Origin of the sequence: Microcoleus sp. PH2017_08_TRC_O_A (assembly GCF_020738665.1) — a bacterium.
Classification (GTDB): domain Bacteria; phylum Cyanobacteriota; class Cyanobacteriia; order Cyanobacteriales; family Microcoleaceae; genus Microcoleus.
On record NZ_JAEQCE010000020.1, the window covers coordinates 96,906 to 121,775 of the forward strand.

Sequence of the window (24,870 nt, forward strand, 5' to 3'; positions counted from 1 at the left end):
ACCCCAGTCAATCGATTTTAGATTTTAGATTTTAGATTTTAGATTGACCCCACGGATAAATTCCGGGGAAGAGAGGATTTTAGATTTTCGATTTGGGATTAATTCCACGGATAAATCCGTGGGCTTGTACCATCAAGAAATTCTTGGTCAGCAAGTTGATTTGAGATTTACACCACAGATAAATTTGAGAGCTTTTGCATGGTTTGATTTACAGAGAAACTGGTAAGCGATGCAGATGATTTCAAGATTGTTTGTGAATGACTGCAATTCAAGTCTAGTCTAAAATTTTGATATTGCCACCACTAAAGTCGAGCACTTATATCTATTATTTTTAGCCATAAGTCATCCAGATATTTTTTTTTCAAACTTCACGCCTAAAGATTGGGTTTGAAGCCTTTCCTTTTAGGGGGAAATTAAACAAAATGATTCATTGTTCCAATCCTCTTCTATCGACGGAAGAGGTAGCTGTCAACTGTCAACTGTCAACTGTCAACTGATGAACCGTACTATTGAATTTCTCTGCTTCGAGAATTAAGTTGAGAATTTTTTGGTAATCAAAATTCTCTAGATGACCTTGAAGGATGTCGGCAAATTCAGGATGAGCAGCCCTTATTTCCTCGATTGTGATCCCAATTAAGTCAAAATCAGCACTGCGAATTACCTGCCTCATATTATCTATCCATTCTGCGGGAAGGTTGGGCAAAGAAGCACACAAAGTATTAGAAGAATTTGATAGGTTATTGCGATCGCCCATTGAATCAGAGCCTGTCAAGTCAGAATAAATATAACTCACCCCCAAATGTTTGCTCAGCATATCAAATATATCCATTTTGCGGAAAGGTTTTCTGATAAAGTCATCACAACCCATCAACAAAGAAAAAGAGCGTTTATCTTCATGGGTACTAGCTGTTAAAGCAACAATCTTCGGGTTCAGGAATTGAGGATTGGGAATATCCATCTTCCCCTCGCCTTGTTCCTCTTCCTTTCTCCGCTGTATCCTCGATCTAATTTCGATCGTCGCTTCGTAGCCGTCCATCACCGGCATTCGCAAATCCATCAAAATCAAGTGCGGCTGCCAATTTTCCCACATTTCTACCGCTTCACGGCCGTTGCTAGCCTCTTCGACTCCGAAACCCAAGCCAGAAAGCATTTTGACTAACAGTTTGCGGTTGTCTGTGCGATCGTCCACAACTAAAATTCGATAGTATTGCTGATCTGGTTCCAGTCCAATCACCTCACGGATGTTTTTTGGAACAGTAATTGCAGCGGAATCAACTGCACTAACTTCAATCTCAAATCTAAAAATAGTACCCCGTTCTAGCTGGCTTTCTACAGTTAGATCGCCACCCATTAACCGTACAAATTCGTTGCTAATTGTCAATCCCAAACCAGTACCTTGTTGAGCTTTTTGACCAGATGCTGTCTGCACAAATGCTTGAAAAAGATTGCCCATTTCTTCTGGGGCAATACCAACTCCCGTATCTTCTATTTCAAACTCCAAAAACAGAGAATTAGAAATATTTAAATTATCCGTTTTTGCCAATACTTTACTTTCAGACTGACGGGAAATTATAGAAATTTCTGGATAATTGCTTGCTTCTAAATCTGAATCTGTCGAATTTTTCAAGGGACTGACAATTTCCCCTTCCTCGCTTATTTTGGCTATATTTGCGATCGAATTCGCTGCTGAAATACCTTCTAACTTCCGGCGCACTCTTACTGACACCCCGCCGATTTGAGTGAATTTCATCGCATTACTCAGAAGATTGATTAGCACCTGGCGTAGCTTCACTTCATCGGTTCGCACGTACTGCGGAATGTCAGCATCGCGCTGGAAAATCAACTGCAAATCTTGATTTTTTGCTCGCAGGTCAAACATTTCTTGCAATTCGTCAAGCAAGCAGTAAAGGTCAAAGTTAGTCGGAAAAAGTGTCATCCGCCCCGCTTCGATTTTTGCCAAATCTAAAGCTTGATTAATTAAAGTCAGCAAGTGTTCGCCGCTGCGATAAATAATTCTGAGATTTTCTCTGTCGTCTACTGTCAAATTCGGGCTGGGTTCGACGATTTGAGTAAAGCCGAGTATGGCATTGAGAGGTGTACGCAACTCGTGACTCATGTTGGCAAGGAAGGTACTTTTCGCTCTGTTTGCTGCTTCGGCGGCGAAGGCAGCTTTTTGCAATTGTTCTGTGCGTTCTACAATTTCAGCTTCTAAGGTACGCTGGTAATTTGATAGGAAATTTTCTAATTCTTTGCGCTGGCTGATGTCTTGAATAACTGCGATCGCAAAAACAATATTTCCGTTGCTGTCAAAAATAGGTTTGGCACTTATTTCTAGAGTGATTGTCAGCCCGTATTGAAGGATTTCAACTTCATTCACCTTGACATATTCCCCTCTCAGCGCCCGCAAGATCGGAAAATTTTCAGGGAAATACAGCCGATCGTTTTCGGCGTCATAAAATTGAGAACTTGCAACTAATTGTTCAACACTGTTGCCTAGCATACTGTCTGCCAACCCAGTATCTGCATCCAGCAACTGCTCGGTGGTATGATTGATATAGGCGATCGAGCCGTCGGGATTGTAAACAGATACCCCCACAGGCAAAGCTGCTAAAAATTGATTCAATCGGCTTTCGCTTGCCGACAATTCCTGGTTGGCTATCTGCAACTGCTTGTTTGCTTCTCGCCCCTTAATAACTTCATCAGCCAACTTTTGGTCTTGCAAATAGCTGTGAACTGCTTCGACTACTGTTAACTTCAAATCTTCCTTTTGCCAAGGTTTGGGGATGTAGCGGTACAGCTTGGCATACTTGATAGCGTGACTGATTGCCTCCAAATCTGCTTGACCGGTCAGCATAATTTTCAGCGTATTGGGCGATCGTTCATGAATTATTTGGAGCAGTTCGTCTCCTTTGATATCCGGCATGATATAATCAGAAACAACTAAAGCTATTTCGTGTTCGTCAGCCTGTAAATCTGTTAATAACTCTAAAGCATCTTCTCCTCCTTGGGCTGTTTCAATAATACACCGATCGCCGATCGCCTTTTTTAGTTCAATCTTTAAACTGTTCAAAACATCAGCTTCGTCATCAATACAAACAATCACAGGTTTTTTCATGATTTTGCTTCCCGGAGTTTTTTTTGCTTCTCTCTTTGCTGCTACAATTTTGGTAAAAAATCAGATTTCAACCGATTTTTTTACCAACTTTTTTGGGTAACGGTAGAATGATTCATTGCTTCAATCCTCTTCTATCGACAGCTATGGGTAGCTGTCAACTGTCAACTGTCAACTGTCAACTGTCAACTGTCACCTCTACTATGCTATTTTTATGCCTCGGCAATTAAAGTGAGAATTTTTTGGTAGTCAAAATTATTGAGATGATCCTGGAGGATTTCGGTAAATTCAGGATGATCGTACCTTAATTCCTCGATCGTCCTCGCAATTAAGTCAAAATCAGCGCTACGGATTACCTGCCTCATGTTTTCTATCCATTCTGCGGGAAGTGCGGGCAAATAAGCAAGCGCAGCATTAGAGGGAGCGTCAGATTGATTGTGGCGATCGCCCGTTGGGATAAAATCAGTTGAGTAAGAGTAGAGGTACCTCACTCCCAAATGTTTGTGGAGCGTATCAAATATATCAGTTTTGCGGAAAGGTTTGCTAATAAAATCGTCGCAGCCTATAGATAAAGCAGACGATCGTTTTTCTTCAATAGTGCTAGCTGTCAAAGCAACAATCTTCGGAATCACAGAGCCCTTTTCTTGTCGCTCTTGCTGCTGTATTCTGTTCCTAATTTCTTTAGTAGCTTCATAGCCGTCCATCACTGGCATTCGCAGATCCATCAAAATTAAATGCGGCTGCCAATTTTCCCACATTTCTATTGCTTCGCAGCCATCGCTAGCCTCTCGCACTCCAAAACCCAAGGGAGAAAGAATTTTGACTAAAAGTTGGCGGTTGTCTTCGCGATCGTCTACAATTAAAATTCGATACCAGGGTTGATTTGGTTCCAACCCAGTAACTTCGCGGTTAATTTCTGGGGCGGGAATATCAGCAAAATTAACCACACCGACTGGAATCTCAAATTTAAAACTTGTGCCGCGTTCTAATTCACTTTCTACGACGATTTCTCCTCCCATCAGCCGGACAAATTGACGGGTAATCGTCAATCCCAAACCCGTACCTTTCTGAGTTCTTTGACCCGAAGATGTTTGCACAAATGCCTTGAAAATATTCCCCAATTCTTCCGAAGCAATGCCAACGCCTGTATCTTCTATTTCAAACTGAAGGAAAATTACCCGATCGTCAGTTAAATCATCAGGCTCATCTCTGGGCACAACAGTTGCCACATCACTTCTATCGGTGGCAAACTCTCTAATACTTTTTGTAGTATCAATGCAAGCTGTTGGACTGTTCAATAAGTCAACTATTCTCGATTTTTCTAATTGTGAAACCCTTAAAACGATTGAACCTTGTTCCGTAAACTTAATTGCATTGCTGAGAATATTTATCAGCACTTGCCGCAGTTTGACATCATCGGTTCGCACATACTGGGCAACGTCATTTTCTCGCTGAAAAAGCAACTGAACCTCTTGATTCTTTGCCCGCATTTGAAACATATCTTGTAAATCGTCAAGCAAGCGGTATAAGTCGAAGTCTTTAGGGTCAAGTATCATCCGCCCCGCTTCAATTTTTGACAAGTCTAAAACTTCATTGATCAGGGCCAGCAAGTGTTCGCCACTGCGACGAATAATACTCAGATTTTCGTGGTTTTCGACAGTAAAATTGGAGCTGCCTTCCATGATTTGTGCAAACCCCAGTATGGAATTGAGAGGAGTCCGCAATTCATGGCTCATATTGGCCAAAAACGTGCTTTTAGCTTTGTTTGCAGCTTCAGCAGCTAAGGCGGCTTGTTGCAGTTGTTCTGTGCGTTCGTCTATTTTGGTTTCTAAGGTGTGCTGGTAATCTGCTAGTATTCTTTCGGCTCGTTTGCGATCGGTAATATCTTGAAAAGCTGCGATCGCATAAACAATATTTCCCCTAGCGTCAAAAATTGGCGTAGTATTGATCTCGATCGCAATTATTTTGCCATCTTGACGGATTTCTACATCGTCAACCTTGACAAATTCTCCTTTGAGTGCGCGCAAAATTGGCAGATTGTCCGGCGGGTAAAGCTCATCAGTATTGGCAACATAAAGTTGATAAGTTGCAGCTAATTGTTCCGCAGTGCTTTCCGGGATAGTGTCTGCACCCAGCAAATCCCGCGCTGCTTGGTTGAAATAGGCGATCGAGCCGTCGGGATTGTAAACAGATACCCCCACGGGCAGAGCTGCTAAAAATTGGTTCAGGCGGCTTTCGCTCGCCGACAGCGCCGCATTTACTTCTTGCCGCTTCAGGATTTCATCTGTTAACTTTTGGTCTTGCAAGTAACTGTGAATTGCTTCTACTACCGTTAATTTTAAATCTTCATTATGCCAAGGTTTAGGGATGTAACGGTACAATTTAGCATACTTTATAGCATTGCTCAGAGCTTCCAGATCAGCTTGCCCAGTCAGCATAATAGTCAGCGTATCGGGCGATCGTTCGTGAATTTTTTTAAGCAGTTCATCCCCTTTAATATCCGGCATAATATAATCGGAAAGCACCAACGCAATCTCGTATTCATCCGCCTGCAAATCTTCCAGTAACTCTAAAGCATCTTCCCCGCCCTCAGCCGTTTCAATAATACACCGATCCCCGATCGCCTTTTTCAGTTCAATCTTTAAACTGTTCAAAACATCCGGTTCGTCATCAATACAAACAATCACAGGTTTTTTCATAATAACTTTGCCAGCCCAGATTTGATCGTATCTATTAACTCTTTACTTTTCCACGGTTTGTACAAACAGCAGTATAAATCGGCTTCTTTTACTGCCCGCTGAAGAGCCTCTTTATCCGCTTGCCCCGTCAACATCACCTTAACGATTTTAGGATATTTTTGGTGAACTCTAATTAACAGTTCATCACCTTTGATTCCCGGCATCAGCCAATCAGAAACAACCACAATCACCTCAGCTTCTGCTGGAAACTCCTCCAGTAAATCTAAAGCTTCATCACCACTTTCAGCTAATTCGTAAAAATAATCATCTTTAAATTCATTCTTGAGCTGCATCTTGAGAGTCTTCAAGATATCGGGTTCATCGTCAACGCAAAGAATTACAGGCTTATTCATCTTTTGCTCTCTGCTATTATTTTAATGGGTTTACCGACATGACTTGCTTCTATGTTATTGATTTCGGGCGAGGATGCACTATCTATGTCCCCTATTTTATTTTAATAGAACTTCACAAAAGAAACCCGGTCAATCGCAATAAATCTTATGTTTGTCAGCGAGACAGCCCCTGTCGCTATCGGGAATCAGCCCCTGCGGATAATACCATTTTGGCATTGGAGGATTGGGGATGTTCGATTGGGTATCACTGATGACAATCGGGGTTTGGTGCTTGCTGACAGTGGCATTCTTTTTTTAACAGGTGTAAGTTTAGTTTAATAGATTGGCAGGGAGACTGTAAAGCTTGTCTGTCCAGGTACCGACTCTACAGCAATTGTACCTTCATGTTTGTCAACAATTTTTCTCACGATGTCCAATCCCAAACCGCTACCTTCCCCCGCAGATTTAGTCGTAAAAAATGGGTGAAAAATTTTGGGAATAACTTCTGGGGGAATACCTTTGCCGTCATCAGTAAATTTGAGGACAAGATTTGTCTCTTGCTGCTTAGTTTCTATCGTCAAAATACCTTTATAATCCATTGCTTGCAGGGCATTGTGAATTAGATTTGTCCAAACTTGATTTAAGTCATCGGGATAGCACATAATTTTCGGTAAATCTCCATAGTTTTTGACTACTTCTATGCCGTGTTTCAGTTGATTTTGATAAAGAGTTAGCACCATTTCAATGCCATCATGCAAGTTCGCCTGCACTTTTTCTTGCTTGCTATCGAAATGAGCGTAGCTTTTTAAGGCAAATACTACTTTTCCAGACTTGGCTGTCGCTCTTTGGATCAGGCTAATACTTTTTTTAAAGCTCGCAAACTGGTAAGCAGTATTGAAAACCACTTCCCAATCCGGCAATTTAAAAAATGGCAACAATTCTTCTATGCGATCGTAAATCTCCATGTCAACTAAACTATCCGCTATTTCTTCAGCATTTTCAATGCCTCCTGCCATCAACTCGTTACGCAACTGCTGCTTAATTTTGCGCTTTTCTCTGCTAGTAAATAGCGTTTCGTGATTTGTAGATCTGTGCAGCAAAGCTAAAAAACAAGCTTGGCTTTCTTCAGAAAGTTGTTGAAAAAATTGAGGCATTTTTTCTAAATTTTCGTCCCAAAAATTAGAAATATTATCAATAGATGAACCTATGATGCCTAGCGGAGTATTGATTTCGTGGGCAATGCCGGCAATCAGTTGTCCCAGTGCAGCCATTTTTTCCGATTGAATCAAATGCTCTTGTGTCGCTTGCAATTGGTAGATAGCAGTTGCTAAATCTTGATTTTTTTCTTGCAAACTTTGTTGCAACGAACAAATTTTTAAATGAGTTTCGATTCGGGCTAAAACTTCTTCAACCTGAAAAGGTTTGGTAATAAAGTCCACTCCCCCAACTGCAAAAGCTTTAACTTTATCCATCACATCGTTAATCGCACTGATGAAAATCACCGGAATGTCTTTTGTTACTTCAGAATCTTTGAGTCGCTGACAAACTTCATAGCCATCCATATCCGGCATCATAATATCCAGCAGAACTATATCTGGGGGCATTTTTTGAGCGGCAGATAGTGCTAGTTTGCCGTTAGGAACTGGGCGAACTTGATAGCCTTGATTGCTCAAAATTTCTGCCAATAGCCGCAGGTTTTGTGGCGTGTCGTCCACTACTAAAATATTAGCTCGATTGGTGTTCTGCAAAGTTGAAGTCATCGGTATTTACTATTGTTCGCTGCGATCGATTGTGGTCAAAATTCTGTCATATTCAAAATTATTAATGCAATCTTGAAGCGCGGCTGCCAGAGAGGGGTTGATAGTGCCGATTTGTGCGATCGAACTGGCGATCGCCTCCATGTCTACACTCAAAATATTTTGCTTGAATTGAACCCTCCAGTCTGGAGAAAGAGAGGCGATCGCCTCTGGTGTCAGCACATCCTGACTAGACTCCCCCGCACCCCCCATACTGACCTCTGTTGGCTCTTCATAAATATAGCGTACTCCTAAATGTTTCCCCATGGCCGCAAAGATATCTTCCTCTCGGAACGGTTTCCGCATAAAATCATCGCAACCCGTCGAAAGAATCACCGCCCGTTCTTCCTCCAAAACACTAGCAGTCAGGGCAACAATCGCCGTTGCTTGCCCGCCAGTTGTAGTTTTAATCTGTTTCGTTGCTTCATACCCGTCCATTACAGGCATTCTCATGTCCATCCAAATCAGATGCGGTTCCCAATCCCTAAAAATATCCACCGCTTCTTGACCGTTATTCGCTTCTCTCAACAGAAATCCCAACGGACTGAGAAGTTTTACTAACAGTTGGCGGTTCAAAGGTTTGTCGTCCACAATTAGCAAGCGGTAAGGTGGCTGATTCGGTTCGAGGGCAACAACTCGACGTAGAGCTTTTTTACTTTCAATATCACTAGCTTCCACCAGATGAACTTGGATATCAAACTGAAATAGCGCACCCTTGCCCACCTCGCTGCTAACAGTAATTTCACCTCCCATCAATTGCACGAACTGGCGGCTGATCGCTAAACCTAAACCCGTCCCTTCTTGAGAATCTTTACCCGTTGTTGTCTGCACAAATGCTTCAAACAACTGATGGATTTCTTCGGTAGCAATGCCTGCACCAGTATCTTGAACTTCAAAATGGAGCGAGTAGCGGCCGGGCATTTCATCAGCGCTGTTTTTGTGTAAATTCCGCTTTCCTCCTTTCACTTGCACCGACACTCCACCTTGTGAAGTAAATTTAATTGCATTGTTGAGCAAATTAATTAATACTTGGCGCAATTTCACTTCATCGGTGGAAATGTAATGGGGAACTTCTGCATCTCGATCGAAGATTAATTGCAAGCCTTTTTCCTCAGCTTTGAGAGCAAACATATCTTCTAAATCATCGAGGATTCGATATAAATCGAAGCTTTTTTCATTAATGGTAGTGCGTCCAGCTTCAATTTTTGACAAGTCTAAAACTTGGTTAATTAACGTCAGCAAATGCTCGCCGCTCCGCAGGATAATCCCGACATCTTCTTGATTTTCGGGAGACAAATTTTTACTGCGGATCATGACTTGAGCAAAGCCGATGACTGCGTTCAGGGGCGATCGCAATTCGTGGCTCATATTGGCGAGAAACGTACTTTTAGCTTTGTTGGCTGCTTCGGCGGCTTCTTTCGCCTGCTCCATTTTGATTTGTGCTTCTTTGCTATCCGTAATATCTTTAATAAAACCTTCGTGATAAAGTAGATTTCCTGCGGGATCGCACACGGCCCGACAATTTTCGGAAATCCAGATGATGCTACCATCTTTGCGGTAAATTTCCGATTCAAAGTTAGACAGTATCCCGTACTCGTCGATCAGCGCTACAAATTCGCTGCGGCGGTTGGGTTTCACGTAAAGCTGGTTCTTGAAATTCGGCTGTGCTGCGATTAATTCTGCGGGCGATTCGTAACCGTAGAGTTCAGCTAAAGCGGGGTTGGCGCTGAGGTATGTCCCGTCAGCAGCAGTTTGAAAAATGCCATTCAAAGCATTTTCATAAATGTTGCGATATTTTTCTTCTGCTTCGCGGAGGGCGGTTTCTGCTTTTTGGCGATCGGTAATATCGCTCGAAATCGAGAGAAAACAAGCTTCTCCCTCAATATCGATGGTTTCAATAGACAGCAGGGCCGTTCTTTCTGTACCGTTTTTTTTGCGAAATCTCAGCTCGTAATTGTGAAGGGCTGTCTGGTTTCTTAACATTTGAATCATGCGATCGCGCTCTCCTAGACTCGCCCAAAAATTTAGATCTACGGCTGTTTTACCAATAATCTGGTCGTGCGTGTAGCCAATCATCTGGCAAAAGCTGTCATTAACTTCTATGTGGCGACCGTCACTGATTCTCGTGATCGTAATTGCATTTGGACTAGAACGAAAAGCTTTAGAAAACTTTTCTTTTGCCTTGGCAAGAGCGGCGGTACGTTCTGCAACTTGGACTGCTAAGTTTTGGTTGTATTCTTTTAACAGTTGCTCCGCTTGTTTGCGTTCCGTAATATCTTGAAAGGCGCACATCCCATAGATAATATGTCCTTGGGCGTCGTAAATAGGAGTTCCCCAAACTTGTAGGGGAACAGTTTTGTCACTGGAGCAGATTTCCATGTCATCGACAGTGACACTTTTGCCCTGCAAAGCATTTAAAATAGGGTCGTGTTCCGCCGGGTAAATTTCCTGGGTTCCAGCTAAATAAACTTTGTAAGCTTGGCGCAAATTTTCGGCATCTGCTGCTATGATTCCTTGACCAAAAAGTTGCTCTCCTATAGGATTAATGTAGTGAGGTTTACCATTTTTTTCGACAATAAAAATGCCTAGCGGTACTGCATCGAGAAATTGTTTGACTCGGTTTTCGCTTTCCGAGAGCGAAGTAAATGAATGCTGCAATTGCTCTGCCATGCTGTTGAAAGCAGCGGCAAGTTCTCCGAGTTCATCTTCGCGATTCAAAGCGAGCTTTGTATCCCATTCATTGCGTGCCAAAGCTTTCGCCGCCGCATTCAATTTTAAAATCGGCCGCACCACCCATTTAGCAGTCAGAATCCCAAGAATGGTCGCCCCAATCAAAGCTGCAACGGACAGCAAAAAAGTGGTGCGGGTATTGGCATTAATTTGCTGCATAAAGTCTGACTCGGGTACAACTACCACAATCAGCCAATCCAACCCTCGATCGTCTTGAAAAGGAGTTACCTGAATAAAATTTCGCTGACCGTCAACATCAAAGGTAAGCTGTTGAGAATTATTGATTTTAGCTAAGCTTTGGTAGAATTTATCTAAATGCTGTGCAGTTTGGCGAATTACCGGATTTTCGCTGGCTGAAGCTTTGATGCGTTTTGCTTCTTTACCTTGTACTGCAAATTCTTTACCCGGCTTTGAAGTGGCAATTAACATCCCCGATCGCTCCATCACAAAAGTTTGTCCCGACTTGCCAATTTTGAGGCTGACGAGAAATTCTTTGATTTTGGAAAACAGCAAATCGCTGCCAGCTACTCCTAACAGCTTACCATCATTGTCGTAGATAGGCAAAGAAGCAGTAATTGCCAGTTCTCTGGTCAAGAAGTCTGTATAAATTGGAGTCCAAACAGGCTTTTTGGCTAGCGCCGCTGCTATGTACCAAGGACGAACTCGCGGGTCGTATTTTTCGGGAGAAATTTCGATTAATTTAACGCGTTTTCCTTGAGGGTCAGCAGTATATCGAGCTAATTTATTGCCAGTCGAGCTGTCAGCAGCAGATATCAGAATCCGATCTTTAGTGCGGATTGCTCCTGAGTGGTCTCCATTTTCTTTGCCTGTATAAATGATGCTGATTGAATCAAAATATTGAATTTGTTCGAGGAAATGAAGTTCGAGTTTTTGTTTGTCTTCTAGGTTCAATTGCCCCAATTTTACGCCTTGAACGTTCAGGTGATTGACAATGTGGGGAATTGACATATAATTTTCAATGCGGTCTTTGATGCGAGCGCTAATTTCTCCCCGCAACTGAGCGGCCACATCGTTAACAGCCCGCTGACCGTTTTGGAACGACAGCCAACCTACAACTCCTACTGTGCCAACAATTTGCACTAAAAAAGGAAGCACGAGCACAGTTTGTAATGGAGCTTTGCCGATAATTTTGGTAGCAAAGCGATTCAGCGGTTTAGGAAACATATTCATCCTAAAAATAATTGAAATTGGTCGTGGAAATTAGTAGATCTTAAAGTCTTGGAGCGATACAGGAGGGAGTTGTCTCAAATCCGGTTCCTGACTCATCATAAAAGTGTTGGCGATCGCCTTTTGAGAGTTTTGAGGACTTCCCTCGTGACTGCACAATTAGAGTTTTTTAACCTGACTTGCGAGTGCGAAGCAATCCTGGGTGTTGGCGATCGCGATCGGATCGCTTGCCTTCCGGTCTTCGGACACGCAATAGAGATGTCCGCGGCATAAGTAGGTGGTTACAAATAAAGATTACATCAGTTGGGCGGGTGAAAGCGCTGCTCTACTAGCTTCTATCATAGAATTTTAACCGACACCAGCCCTGACAAGAGAATCAGGTTTTTTTTGATAACCTACTTACTTGTTGCGGGAAATGCAGATTGGTATAACTGTTATGCAGATATTGTCCGTACTGACAACTGTCCAGGGTATTAATTTAAATTAATCTAGCGTATTTCAAGAGAAAGTTTTTGGAGAACTATCGATGCAGGTGATTGGGTACGATCGCACTATCCGCAGCCACCGGCACCCGAAACACCTGTATTTACCTGCGATTCAACTCCACCCTTTCGCCGTAACGCAACAGCATATCCAAGCTTTCCAAACGATTTTGCCAAGTTTGCACCTGATAGCTATTTTGCCCAGAATGCAAGCGCATGGAAGACTGAAATTGAGCTTCAAAACTCGCCAACAATCTTTTAGCAGTTGTTAAGCTTTCGGCAGAAGGACTTGCAGCCAATCTGCTCAAGGCAACACCCAATTCCTCCGATCGACTTTTGAGAACTTTCAATTCAGATTCCGACACCCGCAACTGATTGTTAGCCAACAAAAAACTCCATTCCTGCTTGAGAGCAGTATAGCGCGAAGCTGCTGCTGCAAAGGGCTGGCGGTAAGGAATTGGTTCGGAAGCAGAAGTCGTTAGCGAAGCCCTCGTAGACGATCGCACTCTGACACCTTGAGTCCGGTTAAAAAAGCTCTGCATCCCGCTGCTGATACTTTCCACCGCAAAAATAGCATAGCCCCCAGTCGGCAAATCGCGCAAAGCTTGAATTTGGTCGATCGCCACAACTTCCGGGAGTGTCAACAACTTAACCGAGGGAGAAATTAAAGCTGAACCGAGCATTTGTTCCTTTGCTAGCGGTTCGGTAATGCGTTGAAGTCGGTTCGTATCCAAAGCATAAGTCATCGGCACAATCAAGTCTACAATCCCCTGACGGGCCCAAACTTCCCAATTTTGCTGAATTTTGTAAATCCGCTGACTTTCGGGGTGGGGAAACACCGCAACTGACAGAATAGTGCGAGGATAATTCGACCGCAAAAGCTGAGATACTTCAGCTACAAAACTATTAATTTGATTGGTTTTAAACTCAACCCACTGCCGCCACAAATTGCCAGAACTCGGCGAAATATTCACCGGATCGGTACCAGTTAACTGTTTAAATTGCTGCCTTGCTGCTGCACCGTAGCCGTAGACAAAACCTGCATTGTCATCTTGAAAAGGATAGCGAATGTAGTCTAATTGCACACCATCTACTTTGTATTTGCTGGTAATTTCGCTGATAATTCTTAGTAAATAATTCCGCGCTTCCGGGTTTGCAGGATCGAGATAAAATTTACCATCGTTAGGGTTTTGCGTGCGTCCTTTATTGTCAATATTTGCCCAATTTGGATAGGCCGAAAGTACCGGGCCTGGATAAGAACCAGGTTTGCCAATTAAAGTATTGTGGCGTTTATTGCCCGTGGCAAAAGTCCAAATCCAAGCGTGCAGTTCTATGCCTCGCTCGTGGGCTAATTTAACCGCAGATTCCAGAGGATCCCAGCCAACTGTGAGGGGGTTTTGTTGCGGTGCAACTTGACTGGGATAAATCGGATATCCGGCATTTAAAGTTTCAAAGAAAACGGTATTGATCCCGGCGGCGGCAAGTCGATCGAACACAGCGGCCAAACCCTGTTCCGATCGCGCTGCGACGATCGTACCGCGATCGAGCCAAACGGCGCGAATTTCCGCCCCAATGCGCTGCCCTTCCTGGGGGTAATTTTGCCAGAGCAACTGGCGCGCTTGCACCCACTGCTGCCTGATCTCAGCGTATTTTTGCTCTTGCAGGAGTTGGTCAAAATTTTGCAAAACCTGACGGGCTTTGGCGATCGCCCCTGTGGTTGCTGCTGGTAAAACCAACGGGCGACTCGCCTGCGGCCCACCGACACTGTTGCTTGACGCCACCAATTGAGGGGGGATAGCAGCATCGAGATTGACGGCGGTATTGCCTGAATTAGCTGCTGTCAGGGCGCTTTCAAACCTGCCGAGGAGGTTGGTGAGTTCTTGGCGCATCAAGTAGGCTTCAATGCTGACGATCGGCTTATTGGAATTTATCTGCACGTCCAAACCCGCCGGCGCCGACTGATCCGAAGGGTCTGTAAAAGTTGCAGGTACGGGATCTGGAAGGGGGGGAGAAGGAGAAAGTCGGCTCAGCGGAGTATTGCGCGGCGAACTGGGGGTATTTCTCGTGACCCTGGAGGGGGGATTTGGCAGCGGTGGTGCGGCTGCTGTTGGCGGCTCGACAGGCCTACCCACAGTTCCTCCCCAGCGGGCGATCGAGGCCCGCAGCCAAGCCGTGTCTATATTTGGGGAACCGTCGCTACCCCAGCGCCAGCCGAGATAGGTAGCGCGATCGGTGGCGATCGCAGCGGAGGAACCGGAACTATCTTTCCAGGTAGCGATGGTTTGACTGTTCGCGTCGGCGGGAATCAAGACGCCGCCTTGAACAGAGGCATTTTTTTGTTCTGGGGGAACCCAGTTGCTTGAACTGGTACAAGCGAGATCGCGGCAGCGGGTGCGCGGTTGCACCGCCCCCCGCTGAGTCAACGGAAAAGCCCAATAGGCCCCGAGGAGCGATCGTAAAGATTGACGTACTAAGGCTGGGGAACTGCGGCCGACTGGGCCCGAAGCAATCAAGCGGCCGCCCTGTTTTGTCCAAGCTTCTAAAACTTTAATTTGTGCCGGAGTCAAAGTTTCAATATTGGGCAAAAACAGCACATTAACGCCTGCTAAATCCGCCAAATTTTTGATGTCTTCGAGATTGATTGGTTTGTAAGCAATGCCGCTTTCCCAGAGGCGCGTGGTAATCTTCACCCAGTCGGGGGAATTCTCGGAACTGCGAACAACTCCCAGAACTACTTCCGCAAAACTGGGAGAGGGAAATAGGATGGAGAGATTGAGTAATGTACTCGCTAGAGTGCCAATGAAGACTCTTTGCAAGAAAGTGAAAAAGCGAATTTTTGGATTTCTATCGGGCTTTTTGATTTGTTGCATTGACACGAGAATTACCCACCACACCACTTAGGAAAATTTCAATAACAATTTCGAGCAATTAACTCGCACAATACAATTTTTTATCAGGTCATGCAACCTAAATCAGGAAAATATGCGATCGCCCGCCTGCAATGGGATCGAATTCGAGCGAACCGATCTCGGGTGCGATCGAACGATCGCCATAAAAAAGGTTGGTAGTGAGGACTTTAGTCCGCATTTATGAAGGACTCGCATTCCGAACGATCGGGAGCATCTCATTTTTGTAAAAAGCATTTTTTCTTTGAGTGCGAGCGTCCCCGCTCGCGTATTGTACAATACGCGAGCGGGGACGCTCGCACTATAATAAATGCAAGACTGAGATGCTCCCGAACGATCGAACCTTAGGAATGAGAATTAAATAACTTACAATTTTTATTGTTCTTGTGGGACGGGCGGGACGCCCATCCCACAAATATGTGTAAATTATTTAATTCGCGATCCTTACTGAGTTGCCGCTTCATTTACCGGGAATCGATCGATCAACTGCATCGCCCGACAAGCATTCTTCCGCAAAGAATCCGACACGTGAGGAACATGAGGAATCTGAGACAAGAAATCCAAAGTCCGGCGCAAAATCCGCACCACATCCCCTTCATCCAAACTCGTGTGACTAATCAGTTCCAGCCATTCCACGCCCAGAGCCCACTGTTCCACCAAAGTCACGATATCCCGTTCCAGCCAAATCGGGATCGCAGCTTCGTGGCGGTACTGTACTTGAAACAATCGGCGGCGCAGCCCTTTTTGCAGATTGTCCAAAGGTGCCAAAACTTCCGGCGACAGCGAGTAATGAGTCCAACTGTCAGGCCGAGAAACTTCTGTAACCAAGGCCGCGCAAGCAGCAGCGAGGTGGTGGGGGTCGAGTTCGTCAAACTCAGCAGACATCAGAGACAAACCCAGCCACAGTTCATTATCACCGCGAATGGCGGCGCAGGCTTGACCCAAGATTGTGGGTACCAACCTGTCGGAGGAGTCATCTCGATTCCCATCTGCCGAAATTACTCTTTCCAAACATCCGAAATTTAGCAAGATGTCAATTAAGTTGAGAAATTGCTCCCAGTAGCGAGCTCGCTGCTTTTCTAAGTCTTGTTCGGCTTTGCGGATTTCTTTTTTCAATTCTTCGCGGCGGCGCTGGCGCTTGAGCAAAGTACCGGGATTGCCCCATTCGAGAACAGGGTGAATTTCTAGTTTATCTTCGAGGGCGACGATTTTCTGCTGTTGCTCGATCGCCTCTGGGCTCGGTTCCGGTGCGGGCAATTCTGGGATCGATTGAGCAATTGCCACAGTTTCTTCACTTCCCAAGCGACACTGGCCGAGTCTCAGGGTCAATTCCGGAGGCGGGTTTAAGCCATCTGCGACACTCAAGCGGGGCAGTTGGGCGTGGAGGGTGGCGACATCGCTAATCGCGACGATATACCAGCGGTTGTCTTTGCCCAAACATACCAAATTAGGTGCTTGGCCCGAACCTGGGATTTTGGCAACCAGTACGGCGGGGACTGGGGTTGTGTGCGATCGTTTGGCTGTCGGGACGTGTTTGCCCTTCAGACTCAGAACCGTCCCTAGCACTGCAAAAGCTACAGCTACCGACATCTCCTTAATTCGCGTTTCTTCTGCTTGCTGCAATAGAGTTTTCAGCAAACGTTTGTCTTCTTTGAGCCTTCCCTGCAATTTTTCGTAATGGGCGAGTTGTTTTTCCAGGGTAGAGACATTACCTCCGGCGGCTAGGGACTCTTCGAGCACCGCTAATTCTGTTTGCAACCGATCTAATTCTGATTGCTGCGGCTGCAAGTACAAGGTAGAAAGGTATTGACCAAAACTGCGTTCTACCAACTCTTGAGCTTCCTCAAGCGTGTGAGTTTGCAGCAAATTCAGCACCATGCCGTAGCTGGGCGTAAACTGACTGGCAAGGGGGTCGGCTTTGGCTGTTGCCAAATAGGAGGCTTCCTTTGCGCCTTCAAAGCGGGTCTGAACTGCGACCACGTGCCCCAGCTCATCCATGCCCCGGCGACCTGCCCGACCGGCCATTTGTAGGAATTCTGAAGCGTTTAGCAGTCGGTGTCCCTTGTCGGTGCGTTTGGACAGGGTGGAAATGACGGTGGTGCGGGCGGGCATATTGATCCCGGCTGCGAGGGTTTCGGTGGCAAATACGACTTTAATCAAACCTCTGCCAAAAAGTTCTTCTACTAAACCTTTCCAGGCGGGCAAAATGCCTGCGTGGTGGGCGGCGATGCCTTTTAAAAGTGCTTCTTTTTGACCGAAACGTTCTGCTTCTGGGTTGCGCTGTAAAAAATCGTCAATAATGCGTTTGAGTTCGGCTGTTTCGGCTGCGTTAACTAGGGAGAAATTGCCTACTTCTGCTACTGCTTGGTCGCACCCGCGACGGCTGAAGATGAAGTAAATTGCTGGTAGCATATCGCGATCGTCCAACCGAGACAAAACATCGGTCAAACTGGGAGTCGGAATGCTACCTCTTTCTGATTTTTGCTGCTTCTTTTTGGGGACTAATCGCGGATTAGCTCTTTTGCCGGTTTCGTCTAGCAGGGGAAATATCCCTTTTTGATTGGCGAAGTGGAATTGTAGCGGCACTGGCCGAAAGTCTGAGTAGACAAGCTCTGTGGGCCCGTGGACTTTGTTAATCCAGTCTGTAAGTTGGTCGCTATTAGCAACGGTTGCTGAGAGGGCGAGGAGTTGAATTTCGCTGGAACAATAGATGATTGATTCTTCCCAGACTGTACCCCGCTGGCGATCGTTCATGTAGTGACACTCGTCGAGCACCACGGTTTCGACTCCGGTGAGGGAAGCACCGACAGCGCCGATCGGCGTACCGTAGAGCATATTCCGAAATATTTCGGTAGTCATCACCAAAATCGGCGCATCTCGATTGAAGGAGATGTCGCCCGTCAGCAAACCTACCATCTCATCTCCAAATTGATTGCGAAAGTCGCGCAGCTTTTGGTTGGAAAGAGCTTTGAGGGGAGTGGTGTAGAAGACGCGCCGCCCTCTTGAGAGTGCTTGATGGATGGCGTATTCGCCGATTAAAGTTTTCCCTGAGCCCGTGGGAGCACACACGACAACGGATTTACCTGCATCGAGGGCGGCGATCGCGTCTCTCTGAAAGTTATCTAGCTCAAATGGAAATATGGTCTTCAGATCCAGCTCTTGGCGGTTCTGGGAAGCGTTAGGCACAAGGATTATTATGAGGTTGCAGGGTAAGTATGCTTAAATCTTGCCGAAAGCAAGGCAGCAGAGGACGACTGTATTGATTTTAGACCAACGCCCGCAAATCGGCACTCGAACAAAGAGGAGAGGGAGAGAATTCGGAGAGGGGGAGAGGGGGAGAGGGGAGAGTGGAAAAATATTTCTTGCGATGAATTTACCAATTCCCAATTCCCAATTACCCTGAAATGCCTAAATGCTAAACTCTACAAGTCTCGACGCGAGAGAATAGACACCCACTCCCTTCCCCTCTCTCCATCAAACCACCAACAAATCCCCCAAATATTCCAACAATCTAAAACTGGAAGCTGAGCTTCAGGTGCTTTCTCTGAAAAAGTGATGTCTTCGTAGTAGACCCATTGATTCTTTTGTCTCCAACCCACACGATCGCCAAACCTGCCCCAAACTTCGCTATTATATCCACTGGTTCCCCCCAGACTTTGATAAATAAGCTTCTGCACGCTAAAGCCGAAGTGACCTTTAGAATATTTTACCCAAAGTTGGTCAATGGTACGCAAGTCCTCGCAGGGGAATTTTTCAATACTTTCTGTATCCAGCCATTCTTGTTTCGTACCCGCCACCTTCAACATCACTCTCAGGGTTTCTCGATCGGCTTCTTCCCACTTGTTAGCTGCCACTAAATCTCGCAATTTGCTATAATCGATACCCACGGCAGAAACTAACTCAACCTCATTTTTTTCGGCTTGTGACATAGAATTCAACCTTTTTTGTAATCCTCGATCGCACTTGAGTGTGTCAAACAAATCAAATCAACCACCGAAGCATCCAATTTCGCCCTCGAAGCACTTAAAACCATCGGGTTGAGTCTATTTTTTGACTTTGACATTCACCCGATCGAACGTTATTTAATTTGGGCGATTTGGCGATCGATAAAATGGCTTTTTCACCACTGTAGCCGGGTAATTTTTCCCGCGAATCTCAACTTCTAACTGCTGGCCAATTTTACCTAATTTTGCCGGAACAACCGCGAGGGCTACCGCCCGATTCAAAGTAGGCGATAATGTACCGCTAGTAACTTCTCCTACTTTTTCCCCTGCAACTATTATCGGATAGCCGTGGCGCGCAATATGCCGCCCCTGCATTTCCAACCCTATCAATCGCTTCGATACTCCCGTAGCTTTCTGCTGTTCCAAAACCTCCCGCCCAATAAAATCGCCTTTGCTATCGAGGTGAACTACCCAACCCAATCCAGCCTCTAAAGGTGTAATATTGTCGTCGATATCTTGACCGTAAAGTGCCATTGCTGCTTCTAAACGCAAAGTATCTCTCGCACCCAAACCGCAGGGAACAACGCCAGCATCTAGGAATTTTTGCCAGACTTGTTTTCCGGTTTCTGTATCCACCATGATTTCAAATCCATCTTCGCCAGTATAACCTGTTCTGGCGATAAAACTCGGCTGTCCCAACAACTTGGTTTCTAAGTGTCCGAAAGCTTTAATTGGTGCGAGGTTATCTTCGACAAAAGGCTGGAGATAGTTAACAGCTTCCGGGCCTTGAATTGCAATTAAAACTTGGTCTTCCGAGATGTCGGTAAAAATAAGTTCGCTTAAGTCTAAGTGGGTGAGAATCCAGGCTTTGTCTGTGATGCGAGTGGCGGCATTGACAATGATTGCTGCACGTTCTTCGCCCGTGGTTCCATCGGGTTCTTGGCAGTAGAAAATAATGTCGTCTAGGATGCAGCCTTTGTCATTTAATAAGACTGTATATTGAGCTTGTCCTGGTTGCAACCGACTTAAGTCTGACGGTACTAAGGGTTGAAATTTTTCTATTACCTGTTTCCCTCTCAAACAGAATTTTCCCATGTGGGAAATGTCGAACATTCCTGCTTGCTGGCGTACTGCTTGGTGTTCGCTGGTGATACCTGCGTACTGTACGGCCATCTCCCACCCGGAAAAGGGCACCATTCGACCTTTGAGCTGCAATGATAGTTCGTACAGAGGCGATCGCGCAAGCTGACTCGTTATCTCTGGATTGTTGGGTTCAGTTGAGTTTGCCACAGGTAGCGCTTTGTTGGTTGCGGGTAGACTGTTTTGATTTTAGGGGAAAGTTGGTTTTTGTGGTGTGTGGTGCGATCGAATTTAAGAATACGCTCGCGGTTGAAACCGCGTGTATACAGACAAAACCCACTCCAAGTGCGTTGAAGAATACGCTGTGAAGATTATGTTATTCTCTTCAGTCCGCGGAGGCGGACTTCGTTTGTGTAGACGCGGTTTCAACCGCCCTCTAATCTTCACTTATGGAGAATAGCGGGCTCGAACCGCTGACCCCTACAATGCCATTGTAGTGCTCTACCAACTGAGCTAATTCCCCTTTCTTTTCGCGCTCTCAATCATGCCTTAACTGACCGATATTTGTCAAGCCTTTTTGAGAAAATAGTTTGGAGCCTTGGACAGGCAAGGCTTTTGGCTTTTTTTTCAAAAAAATTCCTCGCTTTTTGACAATTTGTCGATCGCTACTACGATTTAGTAGGTGTGCTGGGATATTTCGGTTAAATGGCTCAAACAAGACCCCATGAGGAAGTAGACGACTACCAGGGCTGCGGCTGAAACCGCAACTAGGGTGCCGGCTAGGATTAGTGAAAATTCTCGTTGCGCGATCGCCTCTTGCATTAGATGCAATGACCAGGCAACGAGGGCAACGTCAATTATTAAAATAGAAACCAGCATAAGTTACGATTTGTAACAGCTTACATATTGTAACAAAAGTTTTCGCGGAGTGCAGATAAGCTCATATGTATTTAAGTATTGATGTTAAACGGATGGGGAGCAGCGCAAAGCCATCAAGAAAAAGTATAGGTTTTCTTGATAATTACGATATGCAAAGTAAATGAGAGCTAGCTCTGCTTTACAGTAGTTGGCTTGAGTTCGCTTCTCAAGCGGGATTGCATTTTTAAGGGTACAGATTGCTGGAGTTTCACAGCGCTGACGGTTCCGCTTCTAGCACCCACTACCGTACAGGAGACTGGGAAGTGGTGAGGGTGGAAGAGTACCCGACAGCAATACCTAATAACGAATTTGAGATGATTGTAGTTGGATACTGCAAATATGTCCCCGTCGAAACTCCGCTGATACCGATGCCAAACGCTCAGGTGTCGATCGACTCTTTTGGAGATGAATCGGCTTATCAAGAATTTTTAGCTCAAACAGCAGAAGTCTCACGTCATAATCTCTGATACCGTTGCTTCAGAACAACTCATGGAACTCGTTTATGAGACACTTCCTGCCTGCGCCTAGCCTACAAATAATACTTTAGAGAGTATTGAGCTGGAAGTGCCGATCGCACAATTCGATCGGGGCGTGAGTTTGAGACGATAAATGAAGTAAGCTAGAGAGAAACGTTTCAAAATAGATGCAGACTCCGTAGAGGCAAGCTGACTATGAACTGGAAAGCACACATTCACTCAAATCCTAAAATTCTGCTTGGCAAGCCTGTCATTAAGGGAACACGAATATCAGTGGAGTTTATTCTAGGGTTGTTTTCAGAAGGTTGGACGCCGCAACAAATTCTAGAAAATTATCCAACACTTAATCCTGAATCTATCCAAGCAGTATTTGCTTTCACTGCGGAATGCCTCAAAGAAGACGTATTTTACACACCTTTACTCTTTGCTGAGGCAAGTTAATGCGGTTTCTGGCAAATGAAAACTTTCCTCTTCAGAGTGTACAACTGCTGCGACAAGCGGATCTGGAAGTCGCTTCTATTACCGAGGATTCCGAGGTTTTGGCTCGTGCGACGGATCAGCAACGGGTGATTTTGACGTTCGATCGCGATTATATTGAAATACTTTATGGCTTGTTTGTGGCGAAGGTTGTAGAATAGAGAAGATCCACTGCACTGAATAGATGCCATGTCTTCTCCTGCAATTACCACGATCGTTAAGATGCTTGAGTCCCTACCTGACGAGCTTCAAAAGCAGGTAGTGGAGAATGTTCGCGCATATCTGTCAGAAATTGAAGAAGAAAAGCGATGGGATGAGTCGTTTAAGCGGACGAAGAATAATCTAGTCGCGGCAGCCCGGAAAGCCAAAGCCGAGATTGCAGCGGGAATGTCTACGCCGATGGACTATGAGCAGCTATGAAGTCCGCGACATTGCCCTCATTTTGGGAAAAGTACCGTGCCATGAGTCCAGCGATCAGAACCGGAGCCAGGAAAGCGTATCGATTATGGGCAGAGAATCCGTTTCATCCGTCGTTACATTTTAAGTGCATTGACAGTGACGAAGATATTTGGTCAGTGCGTGTAACGAAGAGTCATCGGGCTGTGGGAGTAATGTTAGGGGATACGATTACCTGGTTCTGGATTGGAGATCATGATGAGTACGAAGCATTTTATTCGTAAGCGCCACCTGTAGAACAGGTTCGTCATCACACGCCGGAAGAACCAGCATCAATATTGTTAAATTTATTACAGCTCGAAGGATTGCAATTTGAGGAACGGTTTACGGTGGTGGATCGCGATCGAATTCGTCAACGCCCGTTACCGTAGATGGCGATCGCATAATTCGATCGCGGTGTGAATGTTGATCGATAAATGAGGTAAGCTAGAGACAAAGGTTTCAAACAATTTCGATCGATGCCAGCATCCGTTCCCGATCTGTTGGACAGAATCACGGTGAATCCAAGACAATGTGGCGATCGTCCCTGCATCCGGGGAATGCGGATTCGAGTCATCGATATCCTAGAATTGCTAGCTGCGGGTGAGCAAATTTTTGAGTTTCTGGAAGAATTGCCAGACTTGGAACTTGACGATCTCAAAGCTGCGCTTCTCTATGCAGTCCGCAAACTCGATCATCCCATTTTAGCCACATGACTATTTGGTTGAATGCTCATCTATCACCAGCTATTGCTGTATGGATTACTGCCACCTTCATACTTTGTTATCAAGGGGCGCGATCCTAAAATTCGTGAAAAACGTACCAAGTCATTTGATAATTATCACTGTATTATGCTATCCTAATACGAGTGCGAGGAAGTCCATCAGAAAAAAAAGATGCTTCTGAACAGAAAAATTATTATAGGGTGAGTGTATGACAGATATTTCTACCAGCTCCCAAACCAATGATTCTCCTAAAAATTTCTCCGATGCCTTTGCCAACATCTTCGCTAGTCTTGCGGGTGCCATCAAGGATCTTCCTCAGTGGCAGCGAATAGTAGGATTTGTTCTGCTTGGAGCTCTATTACCAATTACGGTGGGGATTTATGCTCTATCTTCCGATCCAAACCAGGTAATTCTTTTATCCGTTATCTTTCTAGTTTGGATCTTGATCCTACTTTTCGTGATGTATACTCTTACTCAACGTCAAATAAAATTAAGAAATAGGAATACGCAAAAAGAGCTTGATCTTGAAAGCACCAAAACCGAATTGCAAGAACTAAGATCCAGTCTACTTAATGCGACTAAAGACAAGCATCAATCTCTTGTAGAAATAGAGTCTCGGCTAGCAAAAATTAGTACCGAAATAGGTGAATTGGTTCGAGATCACCCAGGACTTACTTCAAGTATTACAAAGGTGAAGAATTCAGTAGACACCCTGAGCGAATATATTAAAGAAAATGAAGAAAGCTATGATGATTTTCTTCGATTAATGGATGGAACAGAAAGTATGAGGAAGTCAAAATCTGTTGCAGCATCTATTCTTTTAAGTGAATCATCCCAAAAATCCTCAACTTAGCCATAACCCTCTTTTATCAGTCCGTGAAAAACCAAGCGCCAAAAAGCTTTGGCGCTTGGGTTTCCACTTTTTTATCTCTAAATTTTAGAAGAGAGTTTGTTCACTAGGTATGCCAAGTAGGGTTTTGTTTCATCCGGCCACTTCCCTTCACCCTTTGCTTGAAGTTTTGCCATAAAAGCGTCCCAATCTGTCACTATACTCTGTAATTTATCTACATATGCAGGTAAATCCTGAGCTAGGACTTGCTTATTTTTGCAAGGATAATCAATTGCCCAGTCATCTAGTATAGATGTGTCATCAGCTTCCGTTGCAAAGCTTACCAATTCCATAAAATCTTCCAGGTCTTTCTGAACTTTATCTTCAACGTTTTGCGTTTGATAGTTGAAAGGTTTATGGTTCTTGTAGTAAGCCTTGATCAACTTACCATAACCCTTCCGAAGTTTAGCAACATCGAATAGCACCGTTGCCTTGAGTTTTGTACGAACTTTCTCTATGTTTTCTAAGGTTGGATTACCCATCAGGTGGTTAATCTGGTTGATAAATGGCTCACAAAACTGCTCTAACGTTTCAAACATACTAAGTTCCTCAATTACTGACTACTTATTCACCTCTCTCAGAACAAGAGCAGGATAATTTGTATAAAACTCCTAGATGATATCGGAACAGCCAAATTAGTAC

Annotated in this window: 20 protein-coding genes and 1 tRNA gene; 8 read left to right on the plus strand and 13 right to left on the minus strand. The window is 44.8% G+C overall.

Annotation, left to right across the window (positions count from 1 at the left end):
- Positions 1-475: 475 nt before the first annotated feature.
- From JGK22_RS08665 to JGK22_RS08685, 5 genes are all read right to left on the minus strand, one after another.
- Entirely contained in the window at positions 476-3,115 is a 2,640-nt protein-coding gene (locus JGK22_RS08665; RefSeq protein ID WP_293181209.1) for a response regulator, read from the minus strand.
- 209 nt (positions 3,116-3,324) lie between these two features.
- Positions 3,325-5,811 carry a response regulator gene (locus tag JGK22_RS08670; RefSeq protein ID WP_293216679.1) on the minus strand — a complete coding sequence of 829 codons (2,487 nt, stop codon included), beginning with the start codon at positions 5,809-5,811 and terminating at the stop codon, positions 3,325-3,327.
- Positions 5,808-6,203 carry a response regulator gene (locus JGK22_RS08675; RefSeq protein WP_293181203.1) on the minus strand — a complete coding sequence of 132 codons (396 nt, stop codon included), beginning with the start codon at positions 6,201-6,203 and terminating at the stop codon, positions 5,808-5,810. The genes JGK22_RS08670 and JGK22_RS08675 overlap by 4 nt, the downstream gene beginning before the upstream one ends.
- Before the next feature lie 314 nt (positions 6,204-6,517).
- Entirely contained in the window at positions 6,518-7,942 is a 1,425-nt protein-coding gene (locus tag JGK22_RS08680) for a response regulator (RefSeq protein WP_293181200.1), read from the minus strand.
- Positions 7,943-7,951: 9 nt separating this feature from the next.
- Entirely contained in the window at positions 7,952-11,899 is a 3,948-nt protein-coding gene (locus JGK22_RS08685; protein ID WP_366025328.1) for a PAS domain S-box protein, read from the minus strand.
- Between the two features lie 69 nt (positions 11,900-11,968).
- On the opposite strand from JGK22_RS08685, the gene JGK22_RS08690 reads away from it, so the two are divergent.
- The gene (locus tag JGK22_RS08690; RefSeq protein ID WP_293192305.1) at positions 11,969-12,169 is read left to right on the plus strand and encodes a hypothetical protein; all 201 of its coding nucleotides are present in this window, start codon (positions 11,969-11,971) and stop codon (positions 12,167-12,169) included.
- A gap of 313 nt (positions 12,170-12,482) precedes the next feature.
- On the opposite strand, the gene JGK22_RS08695 is transcribed toward JGK22_RS08690, so the two are convergent.
- From JGK22_RS08695 to JGK22_RS08725, 7 genes are all read right to left on the minus strand, one after another.
- The gene (locus JGK22_RS08695; RefSeq protein ID WP_293312702.1) at positions 12,483-15,248 is read right to left on the minus strand and encodes a family 10 glycosylhydrolase; all 2,766 of its coding nucleotides are present in this window, start codon (positions 15,246-15,248) and stop codon (positions 12,483-12,485) included.
- Between the two features lie 480 nt (positions 15,249-15,728).
- On the minus strand, positions 15,729-18,470 hold the full coding sequence (locus JGK22_RS08700) for a DEAD/DEAH box helicase (RefSeq protein WP_293197124.1): 2,742 nt from the start codon (positions 18,468-18,470) through the stop codon (positions 15,729-15,731).
- Positions 18,471-18,706: 236 nt separating this feature from the next.
- The gene (locus JGK22_RS08705; protein ID WP_293181188.1) at positions 18,707-19,213 is read right to left on the minus strand and encodes a GUN4 domain-containing protein; all 507 of its coding nucleotides are present in this window, start codon (positions 19,211-19,213) and stop codon (positions 18,707-18,709) included.
- Positions 19,214-19,218: 5 nt separating this feature from the next.
- Positions 19,219-19,347, minus strand: coding sequence for a hypothetical protein (locus tag JGK22_RS08710; protein ID WP_293181185.1), 129 nt, complete (start codon positions 19,345-19,347; stop codon positions 19,219-19,221).
- Positions 19,348-19,366: 19 nt separating this feature from the next.
- The gene (gene gcvT, locus JGK22_RS08715; protein WP_293312704.1) at positions 19,367-20,518 is read right to left on the minus strand and encodes a glycine cleavage system aminomethyltransferase GcvT; all 1,152 of its coding nucleotides are present in this window, start codon (positions 20,516-20,518) and stop codon (positions 19,367-19,369) included.
- A gap of 240 nt (positions 20,519-20,758) precedes the next feature.
- A tRNA-Ala gene (locus tag JGK22_RS08720) sits at positions 20,759-20,831 on the minus strand.
- Between the two features lie 152 nt (positions 20,832-20,983).
- Positions 20,984-21,187: a hypothetical protein gene (locus JGK22_RS08725; protein WP_293146445.1), complete on the minus strand. Its 204-nt coding sequence runs from the start codon at positions 21,185-21,187 to the stop codon at positions 20,984-20,986.
- A gap of 236 nt (positions 21,188-21,423) precedes the next feature.
- Between JGK22_RS08725 and JGK22_RS08730 the strand changes: the two genes are divergently transcribed.
- The 7 genes from JGK22_RS08730 to JGK22_RS08760 all read left to right on the plus strand — a co-directional run bounded on the left by JGK22_RS08730 (position 21,424) and on the right by JGK22_RS08760 (position 24,192).
- Complete coding sequence (locus JGK22_RS08730) at positions 21,424-21,693, plus strand: hypothetical protein (protein ID WP_293184503.1); 270 nt, start codon at positions 21,424-21,426, stop codon at positions 21,691-21,693.
- Between the two features lie 204 nt (positions 21,694-21,897).
- A complete protein-coding gene (locus JGK22_RS08735; RefSeq protein ID WP_293184500.1) occupies positions 21,898-22,143 on the plus strand; it encodes a DUF433 domain-containing protein in 246 nt (81 codons plus the stop codon).
- Entirely contained in the window at positions 22,143-22,340 is a 198-nt protein-coding gene (locus JGK22_RS08740; RefSeq protein ID WP_293184498.1) for a DUF5615 family PIN-like protein, read from the plus strand. The genes JGK22_RS08735 and JGK22_RS08740 overlap by 1 nt, the downstream gene beginning before the upstream one ends.
- A 28-nt stretch (positions 22,341-22,368) precedes the next feature.
- The gene (locus JGK22_RS08745; protein ID WP_293146439.1) at positions 22,369-22,599 is read left to right on the plus strand and encodes a hypothetical protein; all 231 of its coding nucleotides are present in this window, start codon (positions 22,369-22,371) and stop codon (positions 22,597-22,599) included.
- A gap of 41 nt (positions 22,600-22,640) precedes the next feature.
- Positions 22,641-22,859: a hypothetical protein gene (locus tag JGK22_RS08750; protein ID WP_293184495.1), complete on the plus strand. Its 219-nt coding sequence runs from the start codon at positions 22,641-22,643 to the stop codon at positions 22,857-22,859.
- 234 nt (positions 22,860-23,093) lie between these two features.
- Complete coding sequence (locus tag JGK22_RS08755) at positions 23,094-23,330, plus strand: DUF433 domain-containing protein (RefSeq protein ID WP_293184493.1); 237 nt, start codon at positions 23,094-23,096, stop codon at positions 23,328-23,330.
- 217 nt (positions 23,331-23,547) lie between these two features.
- A complete protein-coding gene (locus tag JGK22_RS08760; RefSeq protein WP_293184491.1) occupies positions 23,548-24,192 on the plus strand; it encodes a hypothetical protein in 645 nt (214 codons plus the stop codon).
- Positions 24,193-24,269: 77 nt separating this feature from the next.
- Here the strand turns inward: JGK22_RS08760 and JGK22_RS08765 are convergent, their stop codons facing one another.
- A complete protein-coding gene (locus JGK22_RS08765) occupies positions 24,270-24,767 on the minus strand; it encodes a hypothetical protein (RefSeq protein ID WP_293184489.1) in 498 nt (165 codons plus the stop codon).
- Positions 24,768-24,870 lie beyond the last annotated feature (103 nt).